General features: G+C 68.8%; 24 protein-coding genes and 2 pseudogenes. 18 read left to right on the forward strand and 8 right to left on the reverse strand.

All coding sequences use genetic code 11. From position 1 onward, the window contains the following. Nucleotides 1-152: 152 nt before the first annotated feature. Together ACFPCV_RS05605 and ACFPCV_RS05610 are read left to right on the forward strand one after the other, a co-directional pair. A complete protein-coding gene (locus ACFPCV_RS05605) occupies nt 153-1,196 on the forward strand; it encodes an AraC family transcriptional regulator (RefSeq protein ID WP_378054921.1) in 1,044 nt (347 codons plus the stop codon). A gap of 352 nt (nt 1,197-1,548) precedes the next feature. After that, a complete protein-coding gene (locus tag ACFPCV_RS05610) occupies nt 1,549-2,043 on the forward strand; it encodes an allene oxide cyclase barrel-like domain-containing protein (RefSeq protein WP_378054922.1) in 495 nt (164 codons plus the stop codon). Between the two features lie 7 nt (nt 2,044-2,050). Here the strand turns inward: ACFPCV_RS05610 and ACFPCV_RS05615 are convergent, their stop codons facing one another. Further along, nucleotides 2,051-3,097 (reverse strand): type 1 periplasmic-binding domain-containing protein, encoded by a 1,047-nt coding sequence (locus ACFPCV_RS05615; RefSeq protein WP_378054923.1) that lies wholly within the window; start codon nt 3,095-3,097, stop codon nt 2,051-2,053. A gap of 372 nt (nt 3,098-3,469) precedes the next feature. Then, nucleotides 3,470-3,793, reverse strand: a complete 324-nt coding sequence (locus tag ACFPCV_RS05620; protein WP_378054924.1) for a hypothetical protein — start codon at nt 3,791-3,793, stop codon at nt 3,470-3,472. A gap of 558 nt (nt 3,794-4,351) precedes the next feature. On the opposite strand from ACFPCV_RS05620, the gene ACFPCV_RS05625 reads away from it, so the two are divergent. Then, complete coding sequence (locus ACFPCV_RS05625) at nt 4,352-5,173, forward strand: helix-turn-helix domain-containing protein (RefSeq protein WP_378055029.1); 822 nt, start codon at nt 4,352-4,354, stop codon at nt 5,171-5,173. 64 nt (nt 5,174-5,237) lie between these two features. Then, on the forward strand, nt 5,238-5,819 hold the full coding sequence (locus tag ACFPCV_RS05630) for a dihydrofolate reductase family protein (RefSeq protein WP_378054925.1): 582 nt from the start codon (nt 5,238-5,240) through the stop codon (nt 5,817-5,819). Nucleotides 5,820-6,171: 352 nt separating this feature from the next. Here the strand turns inward: ACFPCV_RS05630 and ACFPCV_RS05635 are convergent, their stop codons facing one another. Next, on the reverse strand, nt 6,172-6,438 hold the full coding sequence (locus ACFPCV_RS05635) for a hypothetical protein (RefSeq protein WP_378054926.1): 267 nt from the start codon (nt 6,436-6,438) through the stop codon (nt 6,172-6,174). A gap of 796 nt (nt 6,439-7,234) precedes the next feature. After that, a pseudogene (locus ACFPCV_RS05640) lies at nt 7,235-7,528 on the reverse strand (hypothetical protein); the annotation flags it as partial. On the opposite strand from ACFPCV_RS05640, the gene ACFPCV_RS05645 reads away from it, so the two are divergent. The 12 genes from ACFPCV_RS05645 to trpB all read left to right on the forward strand — a co-directional run bounded on the left by ACFPCV_RS05645 (nt 7,500) and on the right by trpB (nt 16,507). After that, entirely contained in the window at nt 7,500-8,051 is a 552-nt protein-coding gene (locus tag ACFPCV_RS05645; protein WP_378054927.1) for an RNA polymerase sigma factor, read from the forward strand. The pseudogene ACFPCV_RS05640 and the gene ACFPCV_RS05645 overlap by 29 nt on opposite strands. Next, nucleotides 8,048-9,124 (forward strand): CU044_5270 family protein, encoded by a 1,077-nt coding sequence (locus tag ACFPCV_RS05650; RefSeq protein WP_378054928.1) that lies wholly within the window; start codon nt 8,048-8,050, stop codon nt 9,122-9,124. The genes ACFPCV_RS05645 and ACFPCV_RS05650 overlap by 4 nt, the downstream gene beginning before the upstream one ends. Before the next feature lie 75 nt (nt 9,125-9,199). Beyond that, the gene (locus ACFPCV_RS05655; protein WP_378054929.1) at nt 9,200-9,430 is read left to right on the forward strand and encodes a hypothetical protein; all 231 of its coding nucleotides are present in this window, start codon (nt 9,200-9,202) and stop codon (nt 9,428-9,430) included. Continuing rightward, on the forward strand, nt 9,427-9,837 hold the full coding sequence (locus ACFPCV_RS05660) for a hypothetical protein (RefSeq protein WP_378054930.1): 411 nt from the start codon (nt 9,427-9,429) through the stop codon (nt 9,835-9,837). The genes ACFPCV_RS05655 and ACFPCV_RS05660 overlap by 4 nt, the downstream gene beginning before the upstream one ends. 181 nt (nt 9,838-10,018) lie before the next feature. Beyond that, a complete protein-coding gene (locus tag ACFPCV_RS05665; RefSeq protein WP_378054931.1) occupies nt 10,019-10,204 on the forward strand; it encodes a hypothetical protein in 186 nt (61 codons plus the stop codon). Nucleotides 10,205-10,206: 2 nt separating this feature from the next. Further along, nucleotides 10,207-10,872, forward strand: a complete 666-nt coding sequence (locus ACFPCV_RS05670; RefSeq protein ID WP_378054932.1) for a hypothetical protein — start codon at nt 10,207-10,209, stop codon at nt 10,870-10,872. Next, nucleotides 10,869-11,774 carry a DUF6895 family protein gene (locus ACFPCV_RS05675; protein WP_378054933.1) on the forward strand — a complete coding sequence of 302 codons (906 nt, stop codon included), beginning with the start codon at nt 10,869-10,871 and terminating at the stop codon, nt 11,772-11,774. The genes ACFPCV_RS05670 and ACFPCV_RS05675 overlap by 4 nt, the downstream gene beginning before the upstream one ends. Beyond that, nucleotides 11,771-12,703 carry a DUF6895 family protein gene (locus ACFPCV_RS05680; protein WP_378054934.1) on the forward strand — a complete coding sequence of 311 codons (933 nt, stop codon included), beginning with the start codon at nt 11,771-11,773 and terminating at the stop codon, nt 12,701-12,703. Before ACFPCV_RS05675 ends, ACFPCV_RS05680 begins: the two co-directional genes overlap by 4 nt. Continuing rightward, nucleotides 12,700-13,701 carry a serine hydrolase domain-containing protein gene (locus ACFPCV_RS05685; protein WP_378054935.1) on the forward strand — a complete coding sequence of 334 codons (1,002 nt, stop codon included), beginning with the start codon at nt 12,700-12,702 and terminating at the stop codon, nt 13,699-13,701. The genes ACFPCV_RS05680 and ACFPCV_RS05685 overlap by 4 nt, the downstream gene beginning before the upstream one ends. Nucleotides 13,702-14,102: 401 nt before the next feature. Beyond that, nucleotides 14,103-14,276 (forward strand): hypothetical protein, encoded by a 174-nt coding sequence (locus tag ACFPCV_RS05690; protein ID WP_378054936.1) that lies wholly within the window; start codon nt 14,103-14,105, stop codon nt 14,274-14,276. A gap of 14 nt (nt 14,277-14,290) precedes the next feature. After that, on the forward strand, nt 14,291-15,055 hold the full coding sequence (locus ACFPCV_RS05695) for a helix-turn-helix transcriptional regulator (protein ID WP_378055030.1): 765 nt from the start codon (nt 14,291-14,293) through the stop codon (nt 15,053-15,055). Between the two features lie 78 nt (nt 15,056-15,133). Next, nucleotides 15,134-16,507 carry a tryptophan synthase subunit beta gene (gene trpB / locus ACFPCV_RS05700; RefSeq protein ID WP_378054937.1) on the forward strand — a complete coding sequence of 458 codons (1,374 nt, stop codon included), beginning with the start codon at nt 15,134-15,136 and terminating at the stop codon, nt 16,505-16,507. A 547-nt stretch (nt 16,508-17,054) separates the two neighbouring features. On the opposite strand, the gene ACFPCV_RS05705 is transcribed toward trpB, so the two are convergent. Genes ACFPCV_RS05705 through ACFPCV_RS05715 form a run of 3 tightly spaced genes read right to left on the reverse strand, consistent with a single transcriptional unit; the run spans nt 17,055 to nt 19,473 of the window. Next, nucleotides 17,055-18,170 (reverse strand): FAD-dependent monooxygenase, encoded by a 1,116-nt coding sequence (locus tag ACFPCV_RS05705; RefSeq protein ID WP_378054938.1) that lies wholly within the window; start codon nt 18,168-18,170, stop codon nt 17,055-17,057. Between the two features lie 35 nt (nt 18,171-18,205). Next, the gene (locus tag ACFPCV_RS05710) at nt 18,206-19,006 is read right to left on the reverse strand and encodes an alpha/beta fold hydrolase (RefSeq protein ID WP_378054939.1); all 801 of its coding nucleotides are present in this window, start codon (nt 19,004-19,006) and stop codon (nt 18,206-18,208) included. Then, entirely contained in the window at nt 19,003-19,473 is a 471-nt protein-coding gene (locus ACFPCV_RS05715; RefSeq protein ID WP_378054940.1) for a hypothetical protein, read from the reverse strand. The genes ACFPCV_RS05710 and ACFPCV_RS05715 overlap by 4 nt, the downstream gene beginning before the upstream one ends. Before the next feature lie 27 nt (nt 19,474-19,500). Between ACFPCV_RS05715 and ACFPCV_RS05720 the strand changes: the two genes are divergently transcribed. Both ACFPCV_RS05720 and ACFPCV_RS05725 read left to right on the forward strand, forming a co-directional pair. Continuing rightward, complete coding sequence (locus ACFPCV_RS05720; RefSeq protein ID WP_378054941.1) at nt 19,501-20,124, forward strand: TetR/AcrR family transcriptional regulator; 624 nt, start codon at nt 19,501-19,503, stop codon at nt 20,122-20,124. A gap of 76 nt (nt 20,125-20,200) precedes the next feature. Continuing rightward, nucleotides 20,201-20,524 (forward strand): annotated as a pseudogene (locus ACFPCV_RS05725) (IS3 family transposase); the annotation flags it as partial. Between the two features lie 113 nt (nt 20,525-20,637). Here ACFPCV_RS05725 and ACFPCV_RS05730 read toward each other — a convergent pair. After that, nucleotides 20,638-21,141 carry an SEFIR domain-containing protein gene (locus tag ACFPCV_RS05730; RefSeq protein ID WP_378054942.1) on the reverse strand — a complete coding sequence of 168 codons (504 nt, stop codon included), beginning with the start codon at nt 21,139-21,141 and terminating at the stop codon, nt 20,638-20,640. Between the last annotated feature and the right edge of the window lie 34 nt (nt 21,142-21,175).

The raw sequence follows: 21,175 nt of genomic DNA on the forward strand, positions 1-21,175 counted from the left end.
GGAGCGTGACGGTGGGTGTCCCCGCGATCGACGATAGGGACGCGATCACGCTGTCTCGAGAGCCGCGACTCGCACTATTCGTGACCGCGGCGCGCACCACCGGTCCTCCGGCGTTCCGCCGACAGCCCCAACCCGAACGTTACAATCCGCCGATGTGCGGTTCGACGCTGCCGGGCGACGTGACCGGTCGACTGCTCCGGATCGGAGAGCGACAGGGCCTGGACGTCCCCTCCCTGCTGCGGCGCACGGGCATCCACGTCGACGGCGCGGGCAGCCCGCGCACCGCCGGGGTGTCGAGCACTCAGGCCGCCGAACTGACCCAGGAACTGTGGATCATGACCGGGGACGAGCTGTTCGGGCTCGGGCCGCCCGCACCGCTCGGACTGTTCCGGCTCCTGATGCGGTCGGTGCTCCACGTCCCGGACATGAGGGCCGCGTTGCAACGCCTCGTCGAGGCCGGCGAGGTGCTGCCGGGCGCGCCGCAACTGCGGGTGGCGGTGGACGACGGCCTCGTCGAGGTCGAGATCGGGATCGCACGACTGCACGATCCCGACCACCTGGGGGCCGAGATCCTGGCCACGCTGATCCACCGCGTGCTGGGCTGGCTCGTCGGGCGCCGCATTCCGCTGCTGGCCTTCGAGGTGCCCTGGCCCGCCCCGGACTACGCGGCGGACTACGAGATCGTTTTCGGCCGTCATCCTGAGTTCGACGCCGACCGCCTGGTGCTGGCCTTCGACGGCCGGCTGCTCACCGCGCCCCTGATCCGGGACGAGGACGACCTGGCCGACTACCTCCGGGATCAGCCGAACATCTGGTTCACCTTCCGCGACTACGGCTCGTCGACCGCCGACCAGGTCCACAGGATCCTGGAGCGCGGCCTGCGCGGCGATTGGCTCTCCCCGGACGACATAGCGGCCCGCCTCAACGTGAGCACGCAGCACCTGCGCAGGCTGTTGCACACCGAGCACACCTCGATCCGGCAGATCAAGGAGGACCTCCTGCGCGACGCCGCCGTGGCAAGCCTGTCCCGCGGCGAGGAGTCCGTCGAGGACCTTGCGCGGCGTCTGGGTTTCTCCGACGCCAGCGCCTTCCGCCGCGCGTTCAGCCGCTGGACCGGCAAGCCGACGAGCGCGTTCCGGCCTGCGGCCGCACCCGCTGCGCCGGTTCACCGGGCGCGGTCGAACATCACCTCGTAGAGGTACTCGGGGTCCTCCGCGCAGGACCCCGGCGAAGAACCGGGTCAGCCGGTCTCGTCGTCCACAGTGGAACAGGCCGCCGGTCCTGCTCGGCCACCAGCGGTTCGCACCCCTGTCAACCGGACAGCACGGCGTCCGAGTCGTCGCACAGCACGGCGAGGACCAGCGCTGCCGCGTTCTTCGGACCGGTACCCCAGTAAGCCACGAAGGCCATCCGGGCGAAACGCTATACCGACCGTGCCCAGTTGCCGATCGGTCCGCCGTTCGTGGCCACGCTATCTAGCGATGTCCGTTACCCCGCAACAGAACTAGCGTCGAGACATCATCCGGTTTCTGGACATGGAGGTGTGGGGTGCGGATCAAGCCGTGGCACGTGCTCGTGCTCGCCGGGGCGCTCCTGAGTGCTGGTGCTGTCAGCGCCGGTGCCGCAGGCGGCCCCAGGGCGGACACGGTGGAGGTGGTGGCCAAACGGACGCTGATGTCCGCGTCCGCGAACCCTGCTGTGGGCAGCGGCTTCGTCGCCGGCGGCGACCTGCTCGACGAGCAGGGGCGCGCCAAGGTCGGCGAAGGGTTCTCCCACTGCGGTGTGGTGTCCGTATCGCTGACCGTGCCGCCGGCTGTGACGGCGCACTGCACATCGGTGTTCCGGCTGAAGGACGGCGAGCTGCACCTGTCCGGACTGCGCACCTACAAGGCGCTCGCGACGGGTTTCGATGACACGGCCCTGGCGGTCGTCGGCGGCACCGGCGCATACGCCAACGCCCGTGGCGATGGCAAGGTGACGCGGACCTCGGGGCACGCGGCGGACGTGAGCTACCGGTTCACCTTCACAGTGGTCACGGACTGAACGCGGGTCACGGATCCACCAGCAGCTCGCCACCGACAGGCACGACCGGCGCGCGACGGTTGTCCACGACCACCAGCTGCGGACGTGGCCCTGCGCGCCACTGCCCACCCGCCAACGGAATCGTCGCCACGCCCGGCACCGGCCCGGCGGTCCAGTCGAGCACACCGGCCAGGGTCGCCAGGCGAGTGCGCGCCAGCACCGCCGCCACGCCCGCCCGAGAGTCCGCATCGGACACCGCGTGGCACGCCACCTCCATCAGGGCGTGCGCCAAACCGAGCGGCTGCAGCCACCCCGACCCGGTCGCAGCCTCGTAAGCGGCAGTGAGGTCACGAGGCGTGCGGCCAGTAGCTCGGTGGGCATGCTCCGGCGTCCACGACACGATCGTGGCGACCCGGTCCAGACCATGCCGGGACACACTGAACGGGTAGGTCAACCAACGCGAGCAGGTCACCAGCCGAGGCCGGCACCGGCGCACCGCCGCCGCGAGGTCGGTTGCGGTCGCGGCCCCGGTCATCACCTCGACACCCGTCACATCAGGCAGCTCGCCGCCGGACTCCCGGTACGGCAGGTCAACCAGTTCGTGCCCCCGCGCCGCTGCGACCGGCCGGAACCACCGCCGCAACGCCTCGCCCTGGATACCGTCGTTCCACAGGCAACCGACCGCACGGGCCTGACCCACGTGCTCCCACAGGTCGGCGAACACGACCGCGATGTCGTCCAGACCCCAACCGAAATGGAACGCCCACCCCGGTTGATGCCCGGCGGCGAACACCTGCCACGGCAGAGTCGTGGACACGCACGGCACCTCGCGTTCGGTGCAGGCACCCGCCACCGCGGGCAAAGTCTCGGTCCCACCCAGTGTCACCACGACCCGCACACCGGCCGCCGCCAGAGACAGCGCAGCGGCCCGTGCCCCGCCAGCGGTCGACTCGCTGTCCCGCACGAGCACACCGACAGGCCAGGGCAGGGCGCGTGCGACGAAGTCCAACGGCACGCCGAGCGGCGCCAGCCGTCCAGTCTCGGCGAGGACCACTCCGATCAGTGGCTGTGACATGCTGGGCACCGTACCGACGACGGCACCGACCCGATCGAGCGAACCGCCGGTCGCCGACCGCCGCCTCGCGCGCGACACGGACGATGGTGCCGCGGTCCCGAACCACTCCACGGTAGCCGGCGCCTTGATCCGGTCGTCCCCGTGCGCCTGATCGTGGACGCCCACGGCCTTCGCCTTTGTCCGACGGCCGATTGTGATCCGACTGCCCTCCACCGAGCGACACCCTCGGGCACGCGACCGTTCTCCACCGTCACAGATCGAGGTTGAGCAGGACCGTGAGGACCACGGAGGCGAGTACCGAGAAGACGATCATCAGGAGGCACCCGACGCGACCGCCGAGAGGGCGGACCTTCATTTAGCTCGCCCCCGGACTCAGTGGTCTGCGGACTGGCGGCTACCGGCCTTGGCCAGTCCTCGGCTCACCATGTAGCCGATGGCCAGGAAGGTGATGTACCGCAGCGCCTGCTCGGCGTTGAACGGATCTCCGCCGGTGCTGGCGTCGCCGTCGACGGTCAGGGCAGTCACCACCACCGCGACGACGGCGGCCAGGAACACGAAGAACTCGGTTGTCTTGAACGACGGTTTCGTCTCAACCTCGCCCCGCCTGGTCGTGGCGGCGCCGGGCATGACGTCGCCGGCCATCCGCCCTCCCTGTGCTCCGGGGACACCTGCGGTGCGGCCTGCTGCGCTGGTCATGCCTTCTCCTCAGCTCGGTGGTGGGAAGAGCGGGCTTCGCTCGCCCGCAGATACCCGTGAACGCACCTCGTAAACCGACCGGCGTCGCACTCACCCGTACCGGGGTGATGATTCAACGGTCTGGGTGCGTGTCTCATATGGCGGCTTTGCGGAGTTTCTTGTAGCAGGTGAGGTACGCAACCGCGCATCATCGTCCGTATCGCCCGTAAGGGATCGAGACCGGTAAGTAGCTCGGCAAACACCGTTGGGTGATCGAACGATCGATCGCGTGACTGTTCAGCTTCCCTCACCCTCGCTGCCGCCATCACCTGCTACGAGAAACTCCGCAAAGCCGCCATATGAGACACTCTCTTGGCCTCCCCCATGCAGGGCGACTCTGGAGGGCCGAGGATCCTCCATCTCGCACGCAGCACGCGTTTCCCACGCAAATGTCCGCGGCTGGGCGCTCGTCCGGGGTCGGCGTCGGCGCGATGCTGGCGGCAACGCGGCTGGACCCATCCCGGCGCGCGATGCCAGCGGGGTGTCGGCGATGCTGTGGGCGTGGAGTACGTGTCCAGAGTGCCGCGGCCGCCGCTGGACGGGCTGATCGACGACCTGTACTACCTGGAGGGTGCGCCGCCGTATGCCCGGCTGACGCTGCCGCCGGCGCCGTCGGCGTTGCTCATCGTCAACCTGGGTGCGCCGTTCCGCATCCGCGCCGGCACCGACATCGGGACGGCTGAGTACGCCGATGGCTGCGTGGTCACCATGCGCACCCGCGCGTTGGAGTTCGGCTACCCACTTCGGACCCGGTCCGTCGGCGTGCACGTCAAGCCGTGGGGGCTGGCGCCGTTCCTGCCGATGCCCGCGGCCGAGCTGTGTGACCGGCCGGTGACGGTGGAGCAGGTGTGGGGCCGGCCCGCCGTTGCTGAGCTGCGAGACCGGCTGGCCACGGCGGACGGACCGCACGAGATGCTGACGCTGCTCGAGGAGGAGCTGATGCGACGGCTGGGCGAGCCCCCCGGCCTGGAACTGGTCCGTCATACGAGCAGCGTCCTGGCGGCGACCAGCGGGGCGGTGGCGATCGGGGACCTGAGGGTGGCGGCCGGTGTCAGCAGCACTCATCTGGCACAGCGGTTCAAGGAGGTCGTCGGCGTCACGCCGAAGCGGCTGGCCCGCACCTACCGCTTCGCCGCCTCCGTGTTCGCGATCAACCCCGCCGGACCGGTCGACTGGGTCGACCTCGCCAGTGCCGCGGGCTACTTCGACCAGGCCCACTTCGCCCACGAGTTCCGGGAGTTCACCGGGTTCACGCCGACCCGGTACGTCGAAGTCCGGCGGCGGTTCCTGCGCGAACATCCCGGCCACACGCTGGACGGCTGGCCGCTGCCGGCCGATTGAATTCTTACAAGAGCGACAGCTCACGACCCGCTAGTTTGGGGCACCCCGAAGCAGAGGAGAGCCCGTGGGCAAGGTGGTCATGTACAGCTCGGTGTCGGTGGACGGCTTCGTCGCGGACGAGAATGACCAGCCCGGGCCGCTGTTCGACTGGTTGTCCAACGGTGACGTCCCGTTGGACGAGAGCGGCGAGGTGAAGGTGTCGCAGACCTCCTACGACTACACCCGGCCGTACTGGGACCAGATCGGGGCGACAGTCGTCGGCCGCCACGTCTTCGACATCACGGACGGATGGGACGGGAAGCCTCCGAGCGGGATCGACCACGTGGTCGTCGTGACGCACCGGCCGGAGCCCGAAGGCTGGGACCCAGAGGCACCGTTTCACTTCGTCGATGGCGTCGAGGCAGCCATGGCCAAGGCGCAGGAGCTTGCGGGTGACCGCATGGTCGAGGTCGCCGCCGGCGACGTCGGTGGCCAGATGCTTGCCGCGGGCCTGGTCGACGAGGTGCGCATGGACGTCGTACCCGTCGTGTTCGGGTCCGGCAAGCGCTTCTTCGGGCCGGTCCACGCGCAGCACCTGTTGGAGGATCCTGACGTGGTGATTCAGGCCAACCGGGTGCTTCACCTGCGCTATCGGGTGCGCCGTTGACCGATCCGAGCGGCCATAGCGTTGAGCTGCCGCGAACGTTCCACAACTTTCTACGTATAGTATTCCGGCACCTGAGAAGAAGATGCGATGCCCACCTCGATCAGTTCTGATGAAGCATCTCCCAGATACCTGGTGAAATATCCACCGGCCCTTCTCTCGCGGGCGACCACGTGAGCTTCGCCGGCCCGACGCCCCGGAGCGACCAGGACAACACCAGGACGTCAATGCACATCAATCACAACTGGTAGTCGAACTCCATCTCGTAGACATCGCCATCACGACGACCCGCAGCATCCGGTGTGTTGTCCCAACGTCAGCCCGCTACCTATCGGGCAACGAGCAGCGATCTCCGTTACGATTGATTTCCATAATCCTCCGGAGGAATTCGTAACGTATCACCGTCGTACACCGCATTCCTATCAAGGCGAATACCTGTCGCAACTAAACTCGACAGGCCTAGCATAAAGGTCCACCCTTCGCTTAGTACAGCATATTGCTCCTCTTTTCCATCCTCTCGTGAGATGCCAACCACTACCCCACTGCTTCCACTCAAGCCAAGCGCTAATGTATTGACATCGTCAACAATATTCACAACCTCGTAGAAACCAATCGTACTCACCTATGAGTTACCTCCTCTGTTGACGTCTCCCGAAACCAGCTTCGCTGGGCGCGACCCAACTGTAACAAAGTTCAGTCGGGTGGCGGTGACATCGAGATTGGCTACCCTCGCAGGGCGACCATCGACGGAGAGCAATGAGCCATTCGGACGAAACTGATCAGCTCGTCGCCAGTCAGTGTGGTTTACATTCCAGAATCGGTGCTCGCCGGTCGTGGTAATTCGCATGTCATCTATCATGACCAGGTCAAGCTGAGCATCTCTGTGGACGAGTACGGCAGTTACTCGGCGCGCCGAGCTTTCGTTCGTCACAGGATCCGCGGCACGTACCACGTCGCCAGCCTCGACATCCCTGATGGGTTTCACTGAGCCTTTTCATCCGGCGGTGACCTCGTAGTTCTGTAGCACATGGATGGCACGAACGACTGGTGTCGTTGGCGACGCCCCACGACCAGGTCGGCCCGGTGGACGCCATCCGTCCCAAGCTGGACCGCGCCGATCGGCTGGCGGTCGTGGCCCGGGCCAACGGCCACCACACTCACATGTCGGGACACGAGGCTGTGAAGGTGGCCGTGCCAACGCGAAGGCTCAGCCACCCCGGTGGGTCCGGCGCGCGGGACAACCGACCACTCAGCCGATGTGCCCGTCGACGTCGAGCAGGGTGCGGCCCAGGTCGGCGCGGTACCGGCGGCACAGCGAGGTGAGCGACTCGGTCACCATCACCTCCATCGTGGGGGCGAACGGTGGCGGCGAGGAGGTGACCGCCCCTGGTCGTGGCGTCGCGCAGCCCCAGGACGACGTGCGCGTGCAGGGCGCGCTCACCGCCGTCGTCCCGGCCGATGTAGCCGACCAGCGACAGCACCTCGGTCTGCTCGTCCACCCACGTACGGAGGCATTCCTTCTCCGCCAGGCCGAAGAACCGAGCGTGCTGGCGCCGAACGCGGGCACCGAGGCGGCCTCCACGGCGGCGGCGCACAAAAGGGCGGTCGCAGGCCTCCGGTAAGAACGGGCGTCGGGGGCGCACTACCTGGTGACGGGACCCCCGTACGAAGGAGCAGGAGCCAGTGACAGATGCCGAGGAGAGGCGGTTCACCGCGATCTACGACGCGCACCACGCACAGGTGTACGCGTACGCGGTGAGCCGGGCTGGGCGGCAGCTCGCCGACGACGTCGTGAGCGAGGTGTTCGTCGTGGCGTGGCGCAGACTCGACGCGGCGCCCGCCGCCGCGCTGCCGTGGCTGCTCGGCGTCGCCCGCAACGTGGTGCGTGAGCGCTACCGCGACCAGGCACGGCAGGTCAGCCTGGCCACCGAGCTGCGGGCGTGGGTCGAGGAGGCGAACGCGGACGTCGCTGACGGGGTGGCCGAGCGGGCCGCGGTGCTGGCCGCGCTCGCCCACCTCCGTGACGACGACCGCGAGCTGCTGACACTGGTGGCCTGGCACGGCCTGTCGTCCCGCGAGGCGGCCCAGGTCGTCGGCTGTTCGACGGCCACTTTTTTCGTACGCCTGCACCGAGCCAGGAAACGCCTGCAGGAGGCGTTGGCGGACGCAGGACCGGCCGCCCGGCCGGAGGTACGCCGCAACCACACCCCCACCGAGGAGGAGTACAGCCGATGAGCGTTGACAAGATGCTGGCCGACGCCCGCCCCCGTCGCCTCGACCCGGACCACCGGCCGGACCCGGCGCCGCTCATGGCGCACCCGCGCCCGTCGCCCGTCCGCCGCCCGCGGGTGCGCCGCGCGGTGCTGGTGCCCGCGGTCGCGGCCGCCGTCGCCGCGGGCGCGGTCGTGCTGGGTACCCAGACGGAGTCGGACAACGGTCCACCGGCGGCACACACGACCTCGCCGCAGGCACCGCGGTCGGCGAGCGGGCTGCTGCTCGTCGCGGCGGAGCGCAGTGCGGCCGCGCAGGTCGACGAAGGACGGTACTGGGTGACCCGTAGCGAGTTCGGCACCCGGTACGAAGTGGGCCCGGAGGGCGGGCGGTACGCCATCCTGAGCCGGGACACGGCCGAGCGGTGGCTCTCGACCGGCCCGGACGGTCCGAGCCTCGCGGTGTACGAGCACCTCGGGGCCGCACCGGCGGGCCCGGCCGACGAGACCGCGTGGCGCGCGGACGGCTCGCCGACGCGGTGGCCGGAGGTCGACGCGGAAGGCACGCCCACGGGCCGGTTCCACGAGTCCGCACCCGGACCGCGCGAGATCGTCGGGTACGGGGTCGCGTCGTTCGAACCGACGACGGGTGCGCCGATGCTCGGCGGTAACCCGGTGTCGAAGGCCGCCCTGGACGCCCTGCCCTCCGAGCCGGCCGCGTTGCGGGCGGCTCTCCTGCATCACCGGCAGAACCCGGCCGCGCCGCTGCCGGAGGACTGGGTGCTCTTCTGGACAACGAGGGACCTCGTGCTGAACCTACCGGTGTCCCCGGCCGTGCGGGCCGCGGCGTACCGGGTCATGGCCGGCCTGGAGGAGGTGACCCTGCTCGGCCCAGCCACCGACCAGCGCGGCCGTGCGGGCGAGGCGGTGGCGTTCGTCGAGCACGACCGCGGTGGCTCGACGGAGTACCGCCTGATCATCGACCCGGCCACCGGCCAGGCCTTCGCGACCGAACAGCGGGACACGGCCGGTGAGCTGACCTACTACGAACTGGTGGACGACGCGGGCTTCCGCGACGAGACCCCGCCGACCGAGTGACCCAGCGGCTCAGGGCATCCCCCCGGGGCGCCCTGAGCCGTGTCCGGCGGAGTGGCGTCGAGGACGACGAGGTCGGTGGCGGCACTGGTCGCGGAGCACGGTGAGGAATGGCTCGTGACCTACGTGGTGCCCCCGGGCCCGGCGCCCTCCGGGGGCGAGCTGCGGTGTTTCCTCGCCGAGTCGCTGCCGGACTACCTGGTGCCGACCGTCTTCGCGATCATCGACGCGCTGCCGTTGAGCAGCGGCGGCGAGGTCGACATGCACATCGTGGTGATGCGGACCGCCGTGGTGCTTGCGTTCTGGTGATCCTGCGTCTCGACGCGGCGCGGTGGATGCTGATCGTCGTCGGTTACGCCCTCACCGCCTACTACGTGCTCGCTCTCGTCATGGCGCTGATCCGCGAGGACACCGCCGAGCGCGCCTCGATGACGATCGACTGCCTCGTCTCCTGGACGATCGGCACCGTCCTGCTGTCGCGGCCGCCGACGGGCGGGGCGATGCGGCGAGCGCGACGTCGTCGCACCACACCGGCGTTACGGGTCCGCGTCGCCCGGCGGTCCGCGGGGCGCGCCGCTGACACCTCCCGCTCCGCGAGCCGGAAATCCTGCCCGATGACCGTCCCGGAAATAGTGAACAAGTCTCATTATCTGCGCGTTCGACCGTCGGATCAACGCGTCTGCGACATGCAGGAACATCCACGCCGCCACTGGTAGGAAAGATCGCTTTCGACGACGATTACGCTCCGTTTCCACAGTGGACCGTTTCACACTAACGGGTATCGCTTTCCTGGCGCTTGCTGGGATCGCGTCACACTACCGAGCGGATGGAGTTCAAATTCCGGGCTCAGTGTGCAAGCTTTGAGAGGCAGGACACCACTCTTAAGGAGTTGTTTGAATGGTTGTCACCGAAATGTCAACCCGTAGCGTCACCGAAACACCGGAACTCACTGCGGATGTGGAAGCACTGTTCGACCGGCCCGAGGCCGACGGCGTCTACCGGGAGTCGGAGAAGTGCCTCGGCCTTCTGCTGCTCGCCGGGGCCGCGCTGCTCTCCCCCCCGACGCCGCGACGCAAGGGCTGACTGTGAACGAGCTGCTGGACACATCGGCCCGCGGAGTGGCTGAGGGCGTGCGGGAACTGGCGCGCGCGGTAGTCCGTGCCCTTGACGACGAGGCGCCACTCGAAGTCGAGACGGGCTCGGACGATCCGGTGTTGCTGGCAGCGGCACGGGTGCTCGGGGCGGATGTGCTCGCCCCGAGCACCCTGTCAGCACGTGCCGCCACCGAACCGGAGGTGGCACTGCTGATCGGCGCGGTGCGGGCGTTCCCACCCCAGGAGGGTTCGCCGACCAGTCAATGGACGTACTGGGGGGCGCGCGTCGCGCTCGGCGAGACACGCGGCGGTGCGGACGAGCCGGACCCGGGCCCGGTGGCCGACGTGCCATGGCCCCGGCTCGCCCATCAGTTCGCCGGGCTCGCGGCTCTGTCCACCGTGGTGCCGTCGGCGCTGACCGCCGCCGCCGCGCGCCGGGTCGAGGACCTGTCCCGGGGTTTCGTCCGAGCGGTGCGCCGAGGGGACTGGCCGCAGGCGGCGGGCACCGGACGCTGGCTCGCGGCCGTCGACGGGGTGCCGTCGTCGCTGGGACTCGACGCTGGGCTGGAGTTCGTCGAGATGATGGGGAACGCTGACGCACGCGTCGCGCTCGACGTGCGGGTGGCCAGGATCCTGCGCCGGAGCCGGGCGCGGTGACCGCCACGACGATGACGTGTGTCGACGTGGCCGAGGTGGCGCTGTCGGCGCTGCGCTGGCTCGACGCGCACCAGGAGGAGTTCCGGTTGCCCGACACACCGCACGATCCCCGGCACGGCCGGGACCTGACGTTGCGGCCGCTGGGGGAACTGGCACGGCTGACCCATGTCATCGCGGGACTGGACTGTCTGGGAACGGAAGGACGGCGGATGGCCGCCGCGCTGTTCGACTTCGCCTGGGAAGAGACGGGACACGGCGAGGTGCTGGCGACGATCGCCCGCCGGGAGCCGTTCGCCACCTACCCGCTGGAGATCTACGCCGCGTTCGCGCTGGCGGGTCGGCGCCACGGCGGGCTCGACGCGCAGCTGCGGCGGATCACCACCACCCGGATGTGGCGTACGGCAGAGCGGGACGCGACCAGGACCCTGGGCGTGCTGGGGGCCGAGCGTGACGCCGGGTTGACCCAGCACCGGGATCCGCGCGCGGTGCTGCCGCACACGTGGCTTGGCGGCGGCGCCGAGCCGTGGACGTTCACGGCGGAGACCGGCTACGCCGCCACCCACACCGTCTTCCACCTCACCGACTGGTGCACCGACCCGGGTGGGCTGACTGCCACGCTGTGCGAGCACCTGCGGTTGTGGCTGCCTGCGTGGCTGGACTGCTCGGTCGAGGCGGGCCACTGGGACCTGACCGGCGAGTTGCTCGCGGTGGCGGCCATGCTGCCCGGGCAGGTGGACGTGACCTCGGCATGGCAGGCCCTGGCCGGCGCCCGGCGCGCGGATGGCGCCCTGGCCGAGACCGCCGAACTGGACCGCGAGGGCGCCGGCTTCCACCAGTGCTACCACTCCACCCTGGTGACGGCGTTCAGCGCCACGCTCACGGCTGGACGGGCCGCGTCGTGACCGGTAACCAGGTGTCGCCGAAGGTGCCGCACCAGGTCGGCGCCGCCGCGCTGGAGTGGCTCGCCACGAACCGCGAACACTTTCGCGTCCGTGCCGACGGCGCCACCGCCTTCGAGATCAGGGAGCGGTTCAAGCCCGTCGGTGAGCTGGCGCTCATCAGCGGGGTCCTGCTCCGCGAAGGCGTCGCAGGCTCGCGGCAGGCGGCCCAGATCGCCGGCCTGCTCGACTTCGCCTGGCAGGACGTGCTCGAGGGCGGGGACCTGTTGTCCCGGATGCTGCGCGACGAGCCGCTGAGCCCGATCCCCATGGAGGTGTACGTCCCGTTCCGGGAGCTGGGCCGACACCACCCCGGCATCGAAGCCCACATGCGGGTGGTCGCCCGCACCACGAGCTGGCGGGCACTGGAGTCGGTCCCGCACCGGCGTCTCGGCCTCACCCGGTTCGCCGCGCGAGCCGAGCTGCCCGTGTACGCGGACCTCGCCGGGGCGACCCGGCGCACGTGGCTCGGCCAGACACCGGAGCCGTGGACGGTCGAGTACAACCTCGCCTACGCCATCACCCACGCCGTGTTTCACCTCACCGACTGGGGGCGGCATCCGGACCACCTGCCCGCCGAGCTGGCCGACTACCTCAGCCTCTGGCTGCCGGTCTGGATCGACGAGTGGGCCACACACAGGCACTGGGACCTGCTCGGCGAGCTGCTGGTGGTGGACGCCTGCCTGCCCGAGCCCGCGCTCGACGACGCGGTGTGGCGGTACTTCGCGGCCGCGCAGACCCAGGAGGGAGCCATGCCGGTGAGCGACACGATGCCGACCGGCTCACCCGACGAGGTGTTCGACCTCGTGCACCATCCCACCATCGTGGCCGCCTTCGCCGCCACCATGGCCACCTCGCGTGCCCTCGCCTCGCTGAGCGGTCCCGCGGCGTGACGGACATCGACCGGGACCGGCTGGCGGCCGCAGCGGCCGCCATCGACGCCCCGGACGTGGTGATCGCCTGCTCCCAGCACGGTGAGCGGATGGTCGCCACCGGCGGCACCGCCGCCGGACGGGATCCCGCCACGGTGGCGGCGGCACGATACGAGATCGGGTCGGCGTCCAAGACCTTCACCGGGCTGTTGCTGGCCCAGCTCTCCCGCCGCCACGTGGTGAAGCTCTCCGACCCCGTCACCTGGTACCTGCCGCCGCGCCGCGCACACGCCCGGCGGGACGCCATCGCCCTGTTCCATCTGGTCACCCACACCTCCGGCCTGCCGCGCCTGCCACCCGACCTCTTCCGGCGCGGTCTGCCGCACTGGTTCACCAACCCCTACGCCGGTTACACGACCGAGCAACTGGTCGACGCGTTCACCAGCACCCGCCCGGTCGGCCGGCCGGGAACCCGTTGGCGCTACTCGAACTTCGGTGTCGCCATGCTCGGCACCGCCCTCACCGAAGCCACCGGAACCCCGTTCGAGCCGTTACTGACCGAGGAGATCCTGTCCCCTCTCGGCCTGAAAGACACCGCGCTCACCCCACAACCCGGCGACGCCACCGGACACGGCTACCGCGGTCGCCGCCCGACGCCCGCGTTCGACGCGGGCATCTTCGCCGCGGCAGGTGCCGTCCGGGCCACCGCCGACGACCTGCTCACCTATCTCGAGACACACCTGGACCCCGACCGGGTCCCCGCGCTCAGCGAGGCGCTGCGCTTCGTGCAGCGGACCGCTGTCCGGCGCGGACTGCGCAAGCAACACCACCACAGCCTCTGCTGGTTCGTCCACGAGTACGACGACGGCCCGGTCTTCTTCCATGCCGGCGCGACACCCGGCCAGGAAGCGTTCGTGGGGTTCCGCCCGGCCACCGGCACCGCGGTCGTCGTCCTCGGCACCCGGCGCTACCGGTACGGCAGCAGCCTTCAACAGCAGGCCTACGCCCTGCTGATCTGACTCCCGCACCCGGTGGGCCAGGCGCGCCGCGCGACACATGGTCCTGTATGGACTGCCGTCGGCGGTCGGTGACCGGATTCCCGTGAGACGTCGGATCGCCACGAGGAAGCGGAGTGCTACACCAACCGATCGATAAGGCTACCGACACCGAGGCCCGCACCCTGCTGGCCACCGCGGTGGGCGAGTGTCTGCCCTTGAGGACCCTTCGCCGCGTTCACCGCGACGAGAGCCCTCAAGGCGCGGTGTCACGGGCACACGTCGTGCGGGTCGTGCAGCCAGAAGGCGGTCCAGCTCGTGTCCTCTCCCGCGATGCCGCGAGCGAAGATCGCGCTCGCGGTGGCTGTTCTCCCGGATACCGCACGCGGCGTGCTTTGATGGCGTCGATGTCGTGGAGGGTGCACATGGAGCGGGCTACTGCCGGACAGCAGACGAAGCCGATCCATGATCTCGGCGCGAAATCGGTCACCGCCCTGCCGGCCGGCTGGCTCGAATCCTGCCGCAGCGAAGGCCGCCGACGTTCGGGGTGCACCGGTGACCGCGCTGGAGCGAGCGGCGCGGAGGATTTCTCGCTGTGACACGAGTCGACTCGATGACGTTCGCGCTCCAGCGCGTGGATCTTCTCCGCGCGCGGGCGACGGCGGTGGACTTCGATCCGCACCTGCACGGCACGTACTCGGTCGTGGTCGTCACGAGCGGAACCGCGCACATCTGGTCCGGCCGCTGGAGCAGGACCGTCCGCGCCGGCGATGTGTTCTTCTTCAACCCGTTCGAGGTGCATGCGGGCCGGAGCACAAGCGGTCGCGCGCAGTACGACGTCCTCTACCCGTCGGAGGCGTTCCTCGACAGCTGCACCGCCACGATCCGGCCGGACGAGCTCCGGACCATCCGCACCGATGTGCTGACACGAAGCCGGGCAACCCGTGGGCTGGTCGATGCGCTGTCAGCTCCGATAGTCGACGACGCGTCGATCGAGGAATCTCTCCGGCAGGTGCTGCGGGAGTGCGCTTTCTCGGTCGAGTCACCCGCCTCGACCTCGACGTCGATCGCGCGAACGGTGTGTGAGCTCGTCAGGCGGGACGAGCTGCGCTCGACTCGTACGCACGACCTTGCGCGCGAGATCGGGATCAACCCGAGCCACCTCGTCCGCTCTTTCAAGAAGACGATCGGTGTGCCCCCGCAGACCTACGTTCGCCAGGTTCGCGTCGCCAGAGCCCGGGAACTCATCTGCGCCGGATTCGAGCTGAACGATGTCGCGCAGATGGTGAACTTCGCCGATCAGCCACACCTCACCCGTGAGTTCAAGAAGGTGTTCGGTGTGCCGCCGGGAGCACTGTCGCGTGGCGTGGGCCGCTGAGCCGCCGCTGCGCACATCCTGTTCAAGATTTCGGGGGTCAGCTGTGCCTACCGTCGACATGTCCGAAAGGTGGTCACGATGCCGCACAGCACAAGCACCCACGTCAGCCGCTTCCCCGACTCCGATGGCTACTACGGGGAGTTCGGCGGCAACCACTGGCCCGCGCACATGGGGCCCGCACTCGAGGAACTCGCCGGCGCGTACCGGCAACTGCGGTCGTCGCCGGACTTCCGGCACGAGCTCGGCACCGTCCGCACCGGCCTGCAAGGCCGGCCCACGCCGGTGCACCACCTGGAGAACATCTCGAACCAGGTGGGTGGCGCCAGGATCTACGTCAAACGCGAGGACCTCAACCACACCGGCGCACACAAGATCAACCACTGCGTTGGGTTCGCGCTCCTCGCCAGGAAGATGGGCAAGCGGAAGCTGATCGCCGAGACGGGCGCCGGCCAGCACGGCGTCGCGCTCGCCAGTGCGGCAGCCCGTTTCGGGCTCGAATGCGAAGTCCACATGGGCGCGATCGACCTCGACAAGGTGAACGCGAACGTCAGCCTCATGCGCCTTCTTGGTGCGCGGGTCGTTCCGGTGGCCTCCGGACAGTCGACGTTGAAGGAGGCCAGCGACTCGGCGTTGCACGCGTACACCGAGCAGCACGCCCATGCTCTCTACGCGATCGGTTCGGCCATCGGACCACATCCGTTCCCGGTGATCGTCCGCGACTTCCAGTCGGTCGTCGGGCAGGAGGCTCGCGCACAGTTCCTCTCGATCACCGGCGGAACGTTGCCCGACCACGTCGTAGCCTGCGTCGCCGGTGGCTCGAACGCGCTCGGGGTGTACTCCGGTTTCCTGGACGATCCCGAAGTCGCCCTGCACGCGGTCGAACCCCTCGGCAGGAGTGCTCAACCCGGACAGCACGCGGCCACACTGACCTTCGGACGTCCAGGAACCCTGCACGGGACCTCGTCCGTCGTCCTGCAGGATGACGACGGCGGGCCCGCCGCGGTGCTGTCCATCGCCTCAGGGCTCGCCTATCCCGGCGTCGGCCCCGAGATGGCCATGCTGAGCACATCCGGCCGGGTGTCCGTCGACACCGTTTCCGACGAGGAAGCAGTCGCCACGTTCCTCCGCATCGCGCGGTCGGAAGGCATCATCCCGGCACTCGAGAGCGCGCACGCTCTGGCATTCGCGATCCGCCTGGCGGCGACCAGTCCGCCCACCGAGCGCATCCTGGTCAACCTGTCAGGGCGCGGCGACAAGGACGTCGACTTCGTGCTGGCCAGACACGAGTTCTCCCGGTCTGACGGAGGCTCGCCACTCGACAACTGGCCAGCGACGCAGGGACCTACCGCACCGGTCATCGGCGAAGGACGTCGAACTGCTGGTACTGCGACACGAGGTCGCGGTACCGCTTCGCCAACGGGATCACCCGGTCGTCGCGGCCGTGCACGATGAGCGTCTCGTGCCGCACCGACGCGATGACGGTCGTCCGCGAGCGCCCGTGCGTCGACCCCGTTCTGCCGCGCGGATATGGACCGACCAGTCCACAGTACGTAGCATCCATCTCGTGCCACGCCCACGCGAGTTCAATGAGGAGCACGGTGCGAACCACGGCAGGGAGGGCGGCTCGGAGCCAGGTTCCTCTGCCGGGAACTCGACGACGATCCGTGCATCCCGGTACGGCTCGCGCCCGACCACGACGCGGGTCACGCCCGCCACGACCTCGGACCGGAACCATCCGGACTTCGTCTGAACCGGAACGTCGGCGAACCGTGGGGCCCGATGCCGCAGCACCGACTCGCGCACCGCGTCCAGCTGTCCTTTGCCCCGCACGTAGCCTGCCGCCAGCGCTGCTTGTTCCTCCTGCCACTGGCGGGTCTCTTCGCCGTCGAACTCCAGCCAGCGGTAAGGATCTGGAATCGTCGATCCGGCGAACTCGTCGGCAGCGTCACACACACGCGTCAGCGGCCGGGTGTATTCGGCCTCGGGCCCCATCGGCGCGCTACTGACCGGCCGTGACCGGCTGGAGCATCTGGTTCCGTGCGACGATCGCTTCCTGCGTGGGTGGCACGATAAGCGCGGCACCACCCTCGACCGTGCCCTGGGCGAATTCGACATAAGGCCGCATGCGGGCCTCGTATCGCGGGAACGCCGTGACGTGATCTCCATCCGAACGCTCGAGCTCCTCGGCGAGGAACTGAGCCCCGATCATCGCCAGGGACGTGCCCCGGCCCGCGAGGGGGGACGCGCAATAGCCGGCGTCGCCCACGAGCGCGACCCGGCCCCGGTGCCAGGTGGACATGTGAATCTGGCTGACCGAATCGAAGTAGATGTCGGGATCGGCGCGCACCGCGTCGAGGATCGTCGGGACCTCCCACGAACGACACTCGGCGAACTGGTCGAACAGGATTTTCTTCTGCGCTTCGACGTCGCGGTAGTCGTAGTCGATGGGATCCGACGCGACCATCAGGATCCCGATTGCCTTGTCCTTGAACCGGCCGATGCCGGCCAGGTGCCCGGGACAGTTGTACATGGGATTGATCCGCTCGGCTTCGGCATCAGCCTCGCCGGGCATGTCGGCGATGGCGACGTAGACACCGAGATGCCGGATCCAGTCCTTCTCCGGACCGAACACGAGCCGCCGCACCGCCGAGTGCATACCGTCGGCGCCGAGGACGAGGTCGTAGTTCTCCGAGTTGCCGGAAGCGAACCCGACATCCACCCGGTCGTCGTGCTCGGCGATCGAGTTCACCGACTCGCTCAGCCGCAGGTCCACGGTTTCGGGCAGCGCGTCGGCCAGGATCCAGTACAGGTCCTCGCGGGTGATCTCGATGTCGTCGGACGAATCGCCGATGTCGTCGGGCAACCGGCCAATGGCCGTGCCGTTCTCGTCGACGAAATGCACCTGCTCGGACATTTGGATACGCGCTTCGCGGACCGCGGGCAGGATCCCCATTTTCTCGGCGACCTCGAGCGCATCGCCGCGGATGTCGATGGGCGAACCGTTGCCCCTGAGCCGATCGGCCCGCTCGACGACCGTGACGTGATGACCTCGAATCCCGAGGTCATATCCGAGTGAGAGACCGGCGACGCCCGCACCGGAGACAAGAATTTTCATGCGTACTCCACAACAGTGAGGATGAGCTGGGACTCTTACCGTGCTGGCTGCGACGGGTGGGCGAGCACGAAATCGCGGAGCAACCGGGCGGTTTCTTGCGCGAACTCCACCATGAATCCGTGGCGCGCCCCCGGAATCACCTCCAGCCTCGCCCCAGGGATCGCGTCGGCGACCTTCTGTCCGATTTGGGGAGCGGCCGCGGGATCGTCCTCGCCGTAGATGAGCAGGGTGGGCGCCGTGATCTCGGGTAGGCGATCGGTGACGTCGAAGCCCGGGATCGCGGCCAGTCGCCGCGCATCCGCCTCCGGTGAGCGGTGTACCAATATCGACTTGAGTTCGGCCACCACCTTCTCGTCCGCTTGCCCGCGTTCGGACAGGGCGAGAGCGAGCATCCGCGCATCGCGCTGCGACGGCGACAGTTCGACGACCTCGGAGACCGCGGGTGCTTGCAGCGCCGAGGCGTTGGAGAAGGTGGCGCCGACCGTCAGCGACTGCACGACGTCGGGCACCGATACCGCGACCTGCAGGGCGATGAAGCCGCCGAACGAGGATCCGAAGATGTGCGCTCGTTCGCACCCGAGTCCCCTGATGAGGGCAGCGCAGTCCTCGGCCAGGTCCGGGATGCCGTACGGATCGGGCGGGTTGACCGACGCTCCGGAATCGCGCTGGTCGTAGGCGATCGCACGGATGCCGTCACCGAGCAGGGGCCGGAACGTGTCGTACTGGATGTGGGTGCTCTCGCCGCCGTGCAGCAGGATCACCGGCTCGCCGGCACCGGACTCCGCGTAGGCGATCTCGATCTCGCCGGCCTTCACCGTGCCCAGTGCCGTGGTCACGCCTGCTCCCCGGAGTTCCCGCCGATGAACGTCCCGCGGCCGTTGGTCTGCCCGGGCAGGCGCTTCTCACTCGGCGATCGCTCACTGATCAAGTCGATGATGTAGTGCGTGACCGCCGTGTCACCGACGTTGCGGATGCGGTGCGGGGTGAGGGGTTCCGCGGTGCCGACCGTCTGGAACAGCACGAAGCCCGGCTCGGCCGCCAGCGAGATCCCCCAGTCGGCCTCACCGAGGTTCTGTCCCACGGCCTGCCCGCTGTCCGGCCACAGGATCACGTGGTCGTAGTGGTGCTGATGGAAGTCGAACATGCCGCCCGGCTCCAGCGTCATCGACCAGACGCGCACCCGGTCGTTCTCGAACACCAGGGTGTCGCCCGGGGCGCTCGGATGGGTGGGTCCCACAACGCTCACATCCTTAAAGAGACCGATAGTCTCTTTAAGGTAGCCTCGATCCACCGAGGTGTCCACCGAGGGACAGATGGGAAGATCAGAGGCGTGCCGGAGAACGTGGAGACCTCGGAGACGGCCGACGCCGACGCACGACCGGCAACGCGACCGGGCGGCCGCAACGCTCGGGTGCGGTCGCGGATCCTCGCGGCGACGACGGAGCTCGTCGCGCGAAACGGCGTGGCCGGCCTACGCTACGAAGAGATCGCCGAACTCGCCGGCGTCAACAAGAACAGCGTCTACCGCAACTGGCCGGACCGCACCGAACTCGTCAGCGACGCGCTGCTGCAGTACGCAGAAGATTCCGCACCCCTCCACGACACCGGCAACCTCCGCCGCGACCTGGTCGACTTCTTGATAGTGTTCTCCGAACGCCTGTCGAGCTCGATCGACCGGGCCCTCCTGCAGGCCACCATCGCGGCACCCGGGAACACAGATCTCGACAAGGCAGTCCGAGCTGCCTACGACCAACGACTCGCCACCGCCCGAAGGCGATTCGACAGCGCCGTCGAAAAGGGCGAGATCCCCTCTGTCGACAGCTACTTCGTCACCGAACTGCTGTCCGGCCCGGTATTCCTCTACATCAACCGCCGACGCCACCCCTTCACCCGCGAGGTAGCCGAGAAAATCGTCGACATCGTCCTCGCCGGGATCCACGCCACCACGCCGTAGGGTCCGATCAGCTACACGTGCAAATGAAGGGTTCCCGGCCAGGGCGAGAACTGAGTTCCGTGACGATGTCGTCGCTGTGGCCCGACGCGGCGGGGCTCCGTTGCGGCAGGTCGCAGCCGATTTTCGGGATCTCGGAATCGTGTCTGGCCAACTGGCTGCGTGCCGCCGACATCGAGGACGGCACCCGGCCCGGTGTGACCCGCGAGGAGTCGGTTGAGCTACGTGAGTTGCGTAAGCGCAACCGTCTGCTGGAGCAGGAGAACGAGGTCCTCCGTAAGGCCGCCGCCTACCTCGCGCAGGGCAACCTGCCGGGAAATGATCTTCCCGCTCGTCCGCGAACTGGCCGCGGCCGGTGCCCCCTGTGCGGATGTCGGTCGCGGTGACGTGCAGGGTGCTGGGGATTCTGTTCGGCATCGCCGTGCTGCGCGTGGGCATCCACCCGAAAGTGCCGGTCGTGGCCTATCTTGTGGCCTTCCACGTACTCGCCATCGCCGCCCGACTCCCGGACACCCCTCACGACTGCGATCCACCTGACGGCAGGCGCGTCACTGATATGGCTGGCGTCGGCAGCCCTAGCGCACGCAACAGCGGAGCAGTCCCTTCACGAGTGAACGCCGTGACCTCGTACCGGCTGCTCGAGTAGGGCAGGAGGAACAACGGAATCTCGTCGACCCGTCCCCCGGGCAGTACCACCGGCAGGATCTTCCGCTGCCACGTCCGCCGGTCGTAGGCGAGGCGGTCCCGCAGGAATGCCGCCTCCCCTGCGACACCGTCACCGGAGCCCGGGGGCAGCACACCTTCCGCACGTACCCGGTAGTTCGCCGACGCTACCACCGCCACGAAATCGGCGGCGAGGATTTCCTCGATGGCCCAGAGCGACCAGTCCCGCCGGTCGTACCCGGCCAGCTCGTCCAGCCTGACCTCGACGCCGCACCCATGCAGGAACTCGCACAGCCTCCCCACCAGCAAGCCGTGCCGCGCGTCCTGGCGAGCGTAGGAAACGAACACTCTGGCCATGTCCACCACTTCCCCTCCGTGCCCACCACCAATT

Origin of the sequence: Actinophytocola glycyrrhizae, from assembly GCF_042653545.1 — a bacterium.
In the GTDB taxonomy this organism is placed as follows: domain Bacteria; phylum Actinomycetota; class Actinomycetes; order Mycobacteriales; family Pseudonocardiaceae; genus Actinophytocola; species Actinophytocola glycyrrhizae.

Excerpts from the sequence above, each read along its gene's own strand:
- ACFPCV_RS05605 (WP_378054921.1), top strand. The coding sequence starts at position 153 with ATGTGCGGTTCGACGCTGCCGGGCGACGTGACCGGTCGACTGCTCCGG.
- ACFPCV_RS05615 (WP_378054923.1), bottom strand. The coding sequence starts at position 3,097 with ATGTCACAGCCACTGATCGGAGTGGTCCTCGCCGAGACTGGACGGCTG.
- ACFPCV_RS05620 (WP_378054924.1), bottom strand. The coding sequence starts at position 3,793 with ATGACCAGCGCAGCAGGCCGCACCGCAGGTGTCCCCGGAGCACAGGGA.
- ACFPCV_RS05650 (WP_378054928.1), top strand. The coding sequence starts at position 8,048 with ATGAGCGTTGACAAGATGCTGGCCGACGCCCGCCCCCGTCGCCTCGAC.
- ACFPCV_RS05665 (WP_378054931.1), top strand. The coding sequence starts at position 10,019 with ATGGTTGTCACCGAAATGTCAACCCGTAGCGTCACCGAAACACCGGAA.
- ACFPCV_RS05690 (WP_378054936.1), top strand. The coding sequence starts at position 14,103 with ATGGAGCGGGCTACTGCCGGACAGCAGACGAAGCCGATCCATGATCTC.
- ACFPCV_RS05695 (WP_378055030.1), top strand. The coding sequence starts at position 14,291 with ATGACGTTCGCGCTCCAGCGCGTGGATCTTCTCCGCGCGCGGGCGACG.
- trpB (WP_378054937.1), top strand. The coding sequence starts at position 15,134 with ATGCCGCACAGCACAAGCACCCACGTCAGCCGCTTCCCCGACTCCGAT.
- ACFPCV_RS05705 (WP_378054938.1), bottom strand. The coding sequence starts at position 18,170 with ATGAAAATTCTTGTCTCCGGTGCGGGCGTCGCCGGTCTCTCACTCGGA.
- ACFPCV_RS05730 (WP_378054942.1), bottom strand. The coding sequence starts at position 21,141 with ATGGCCAGAGTGTTCGTTTCCTACGCTCGCCAGGACGCGCGGCACGGC.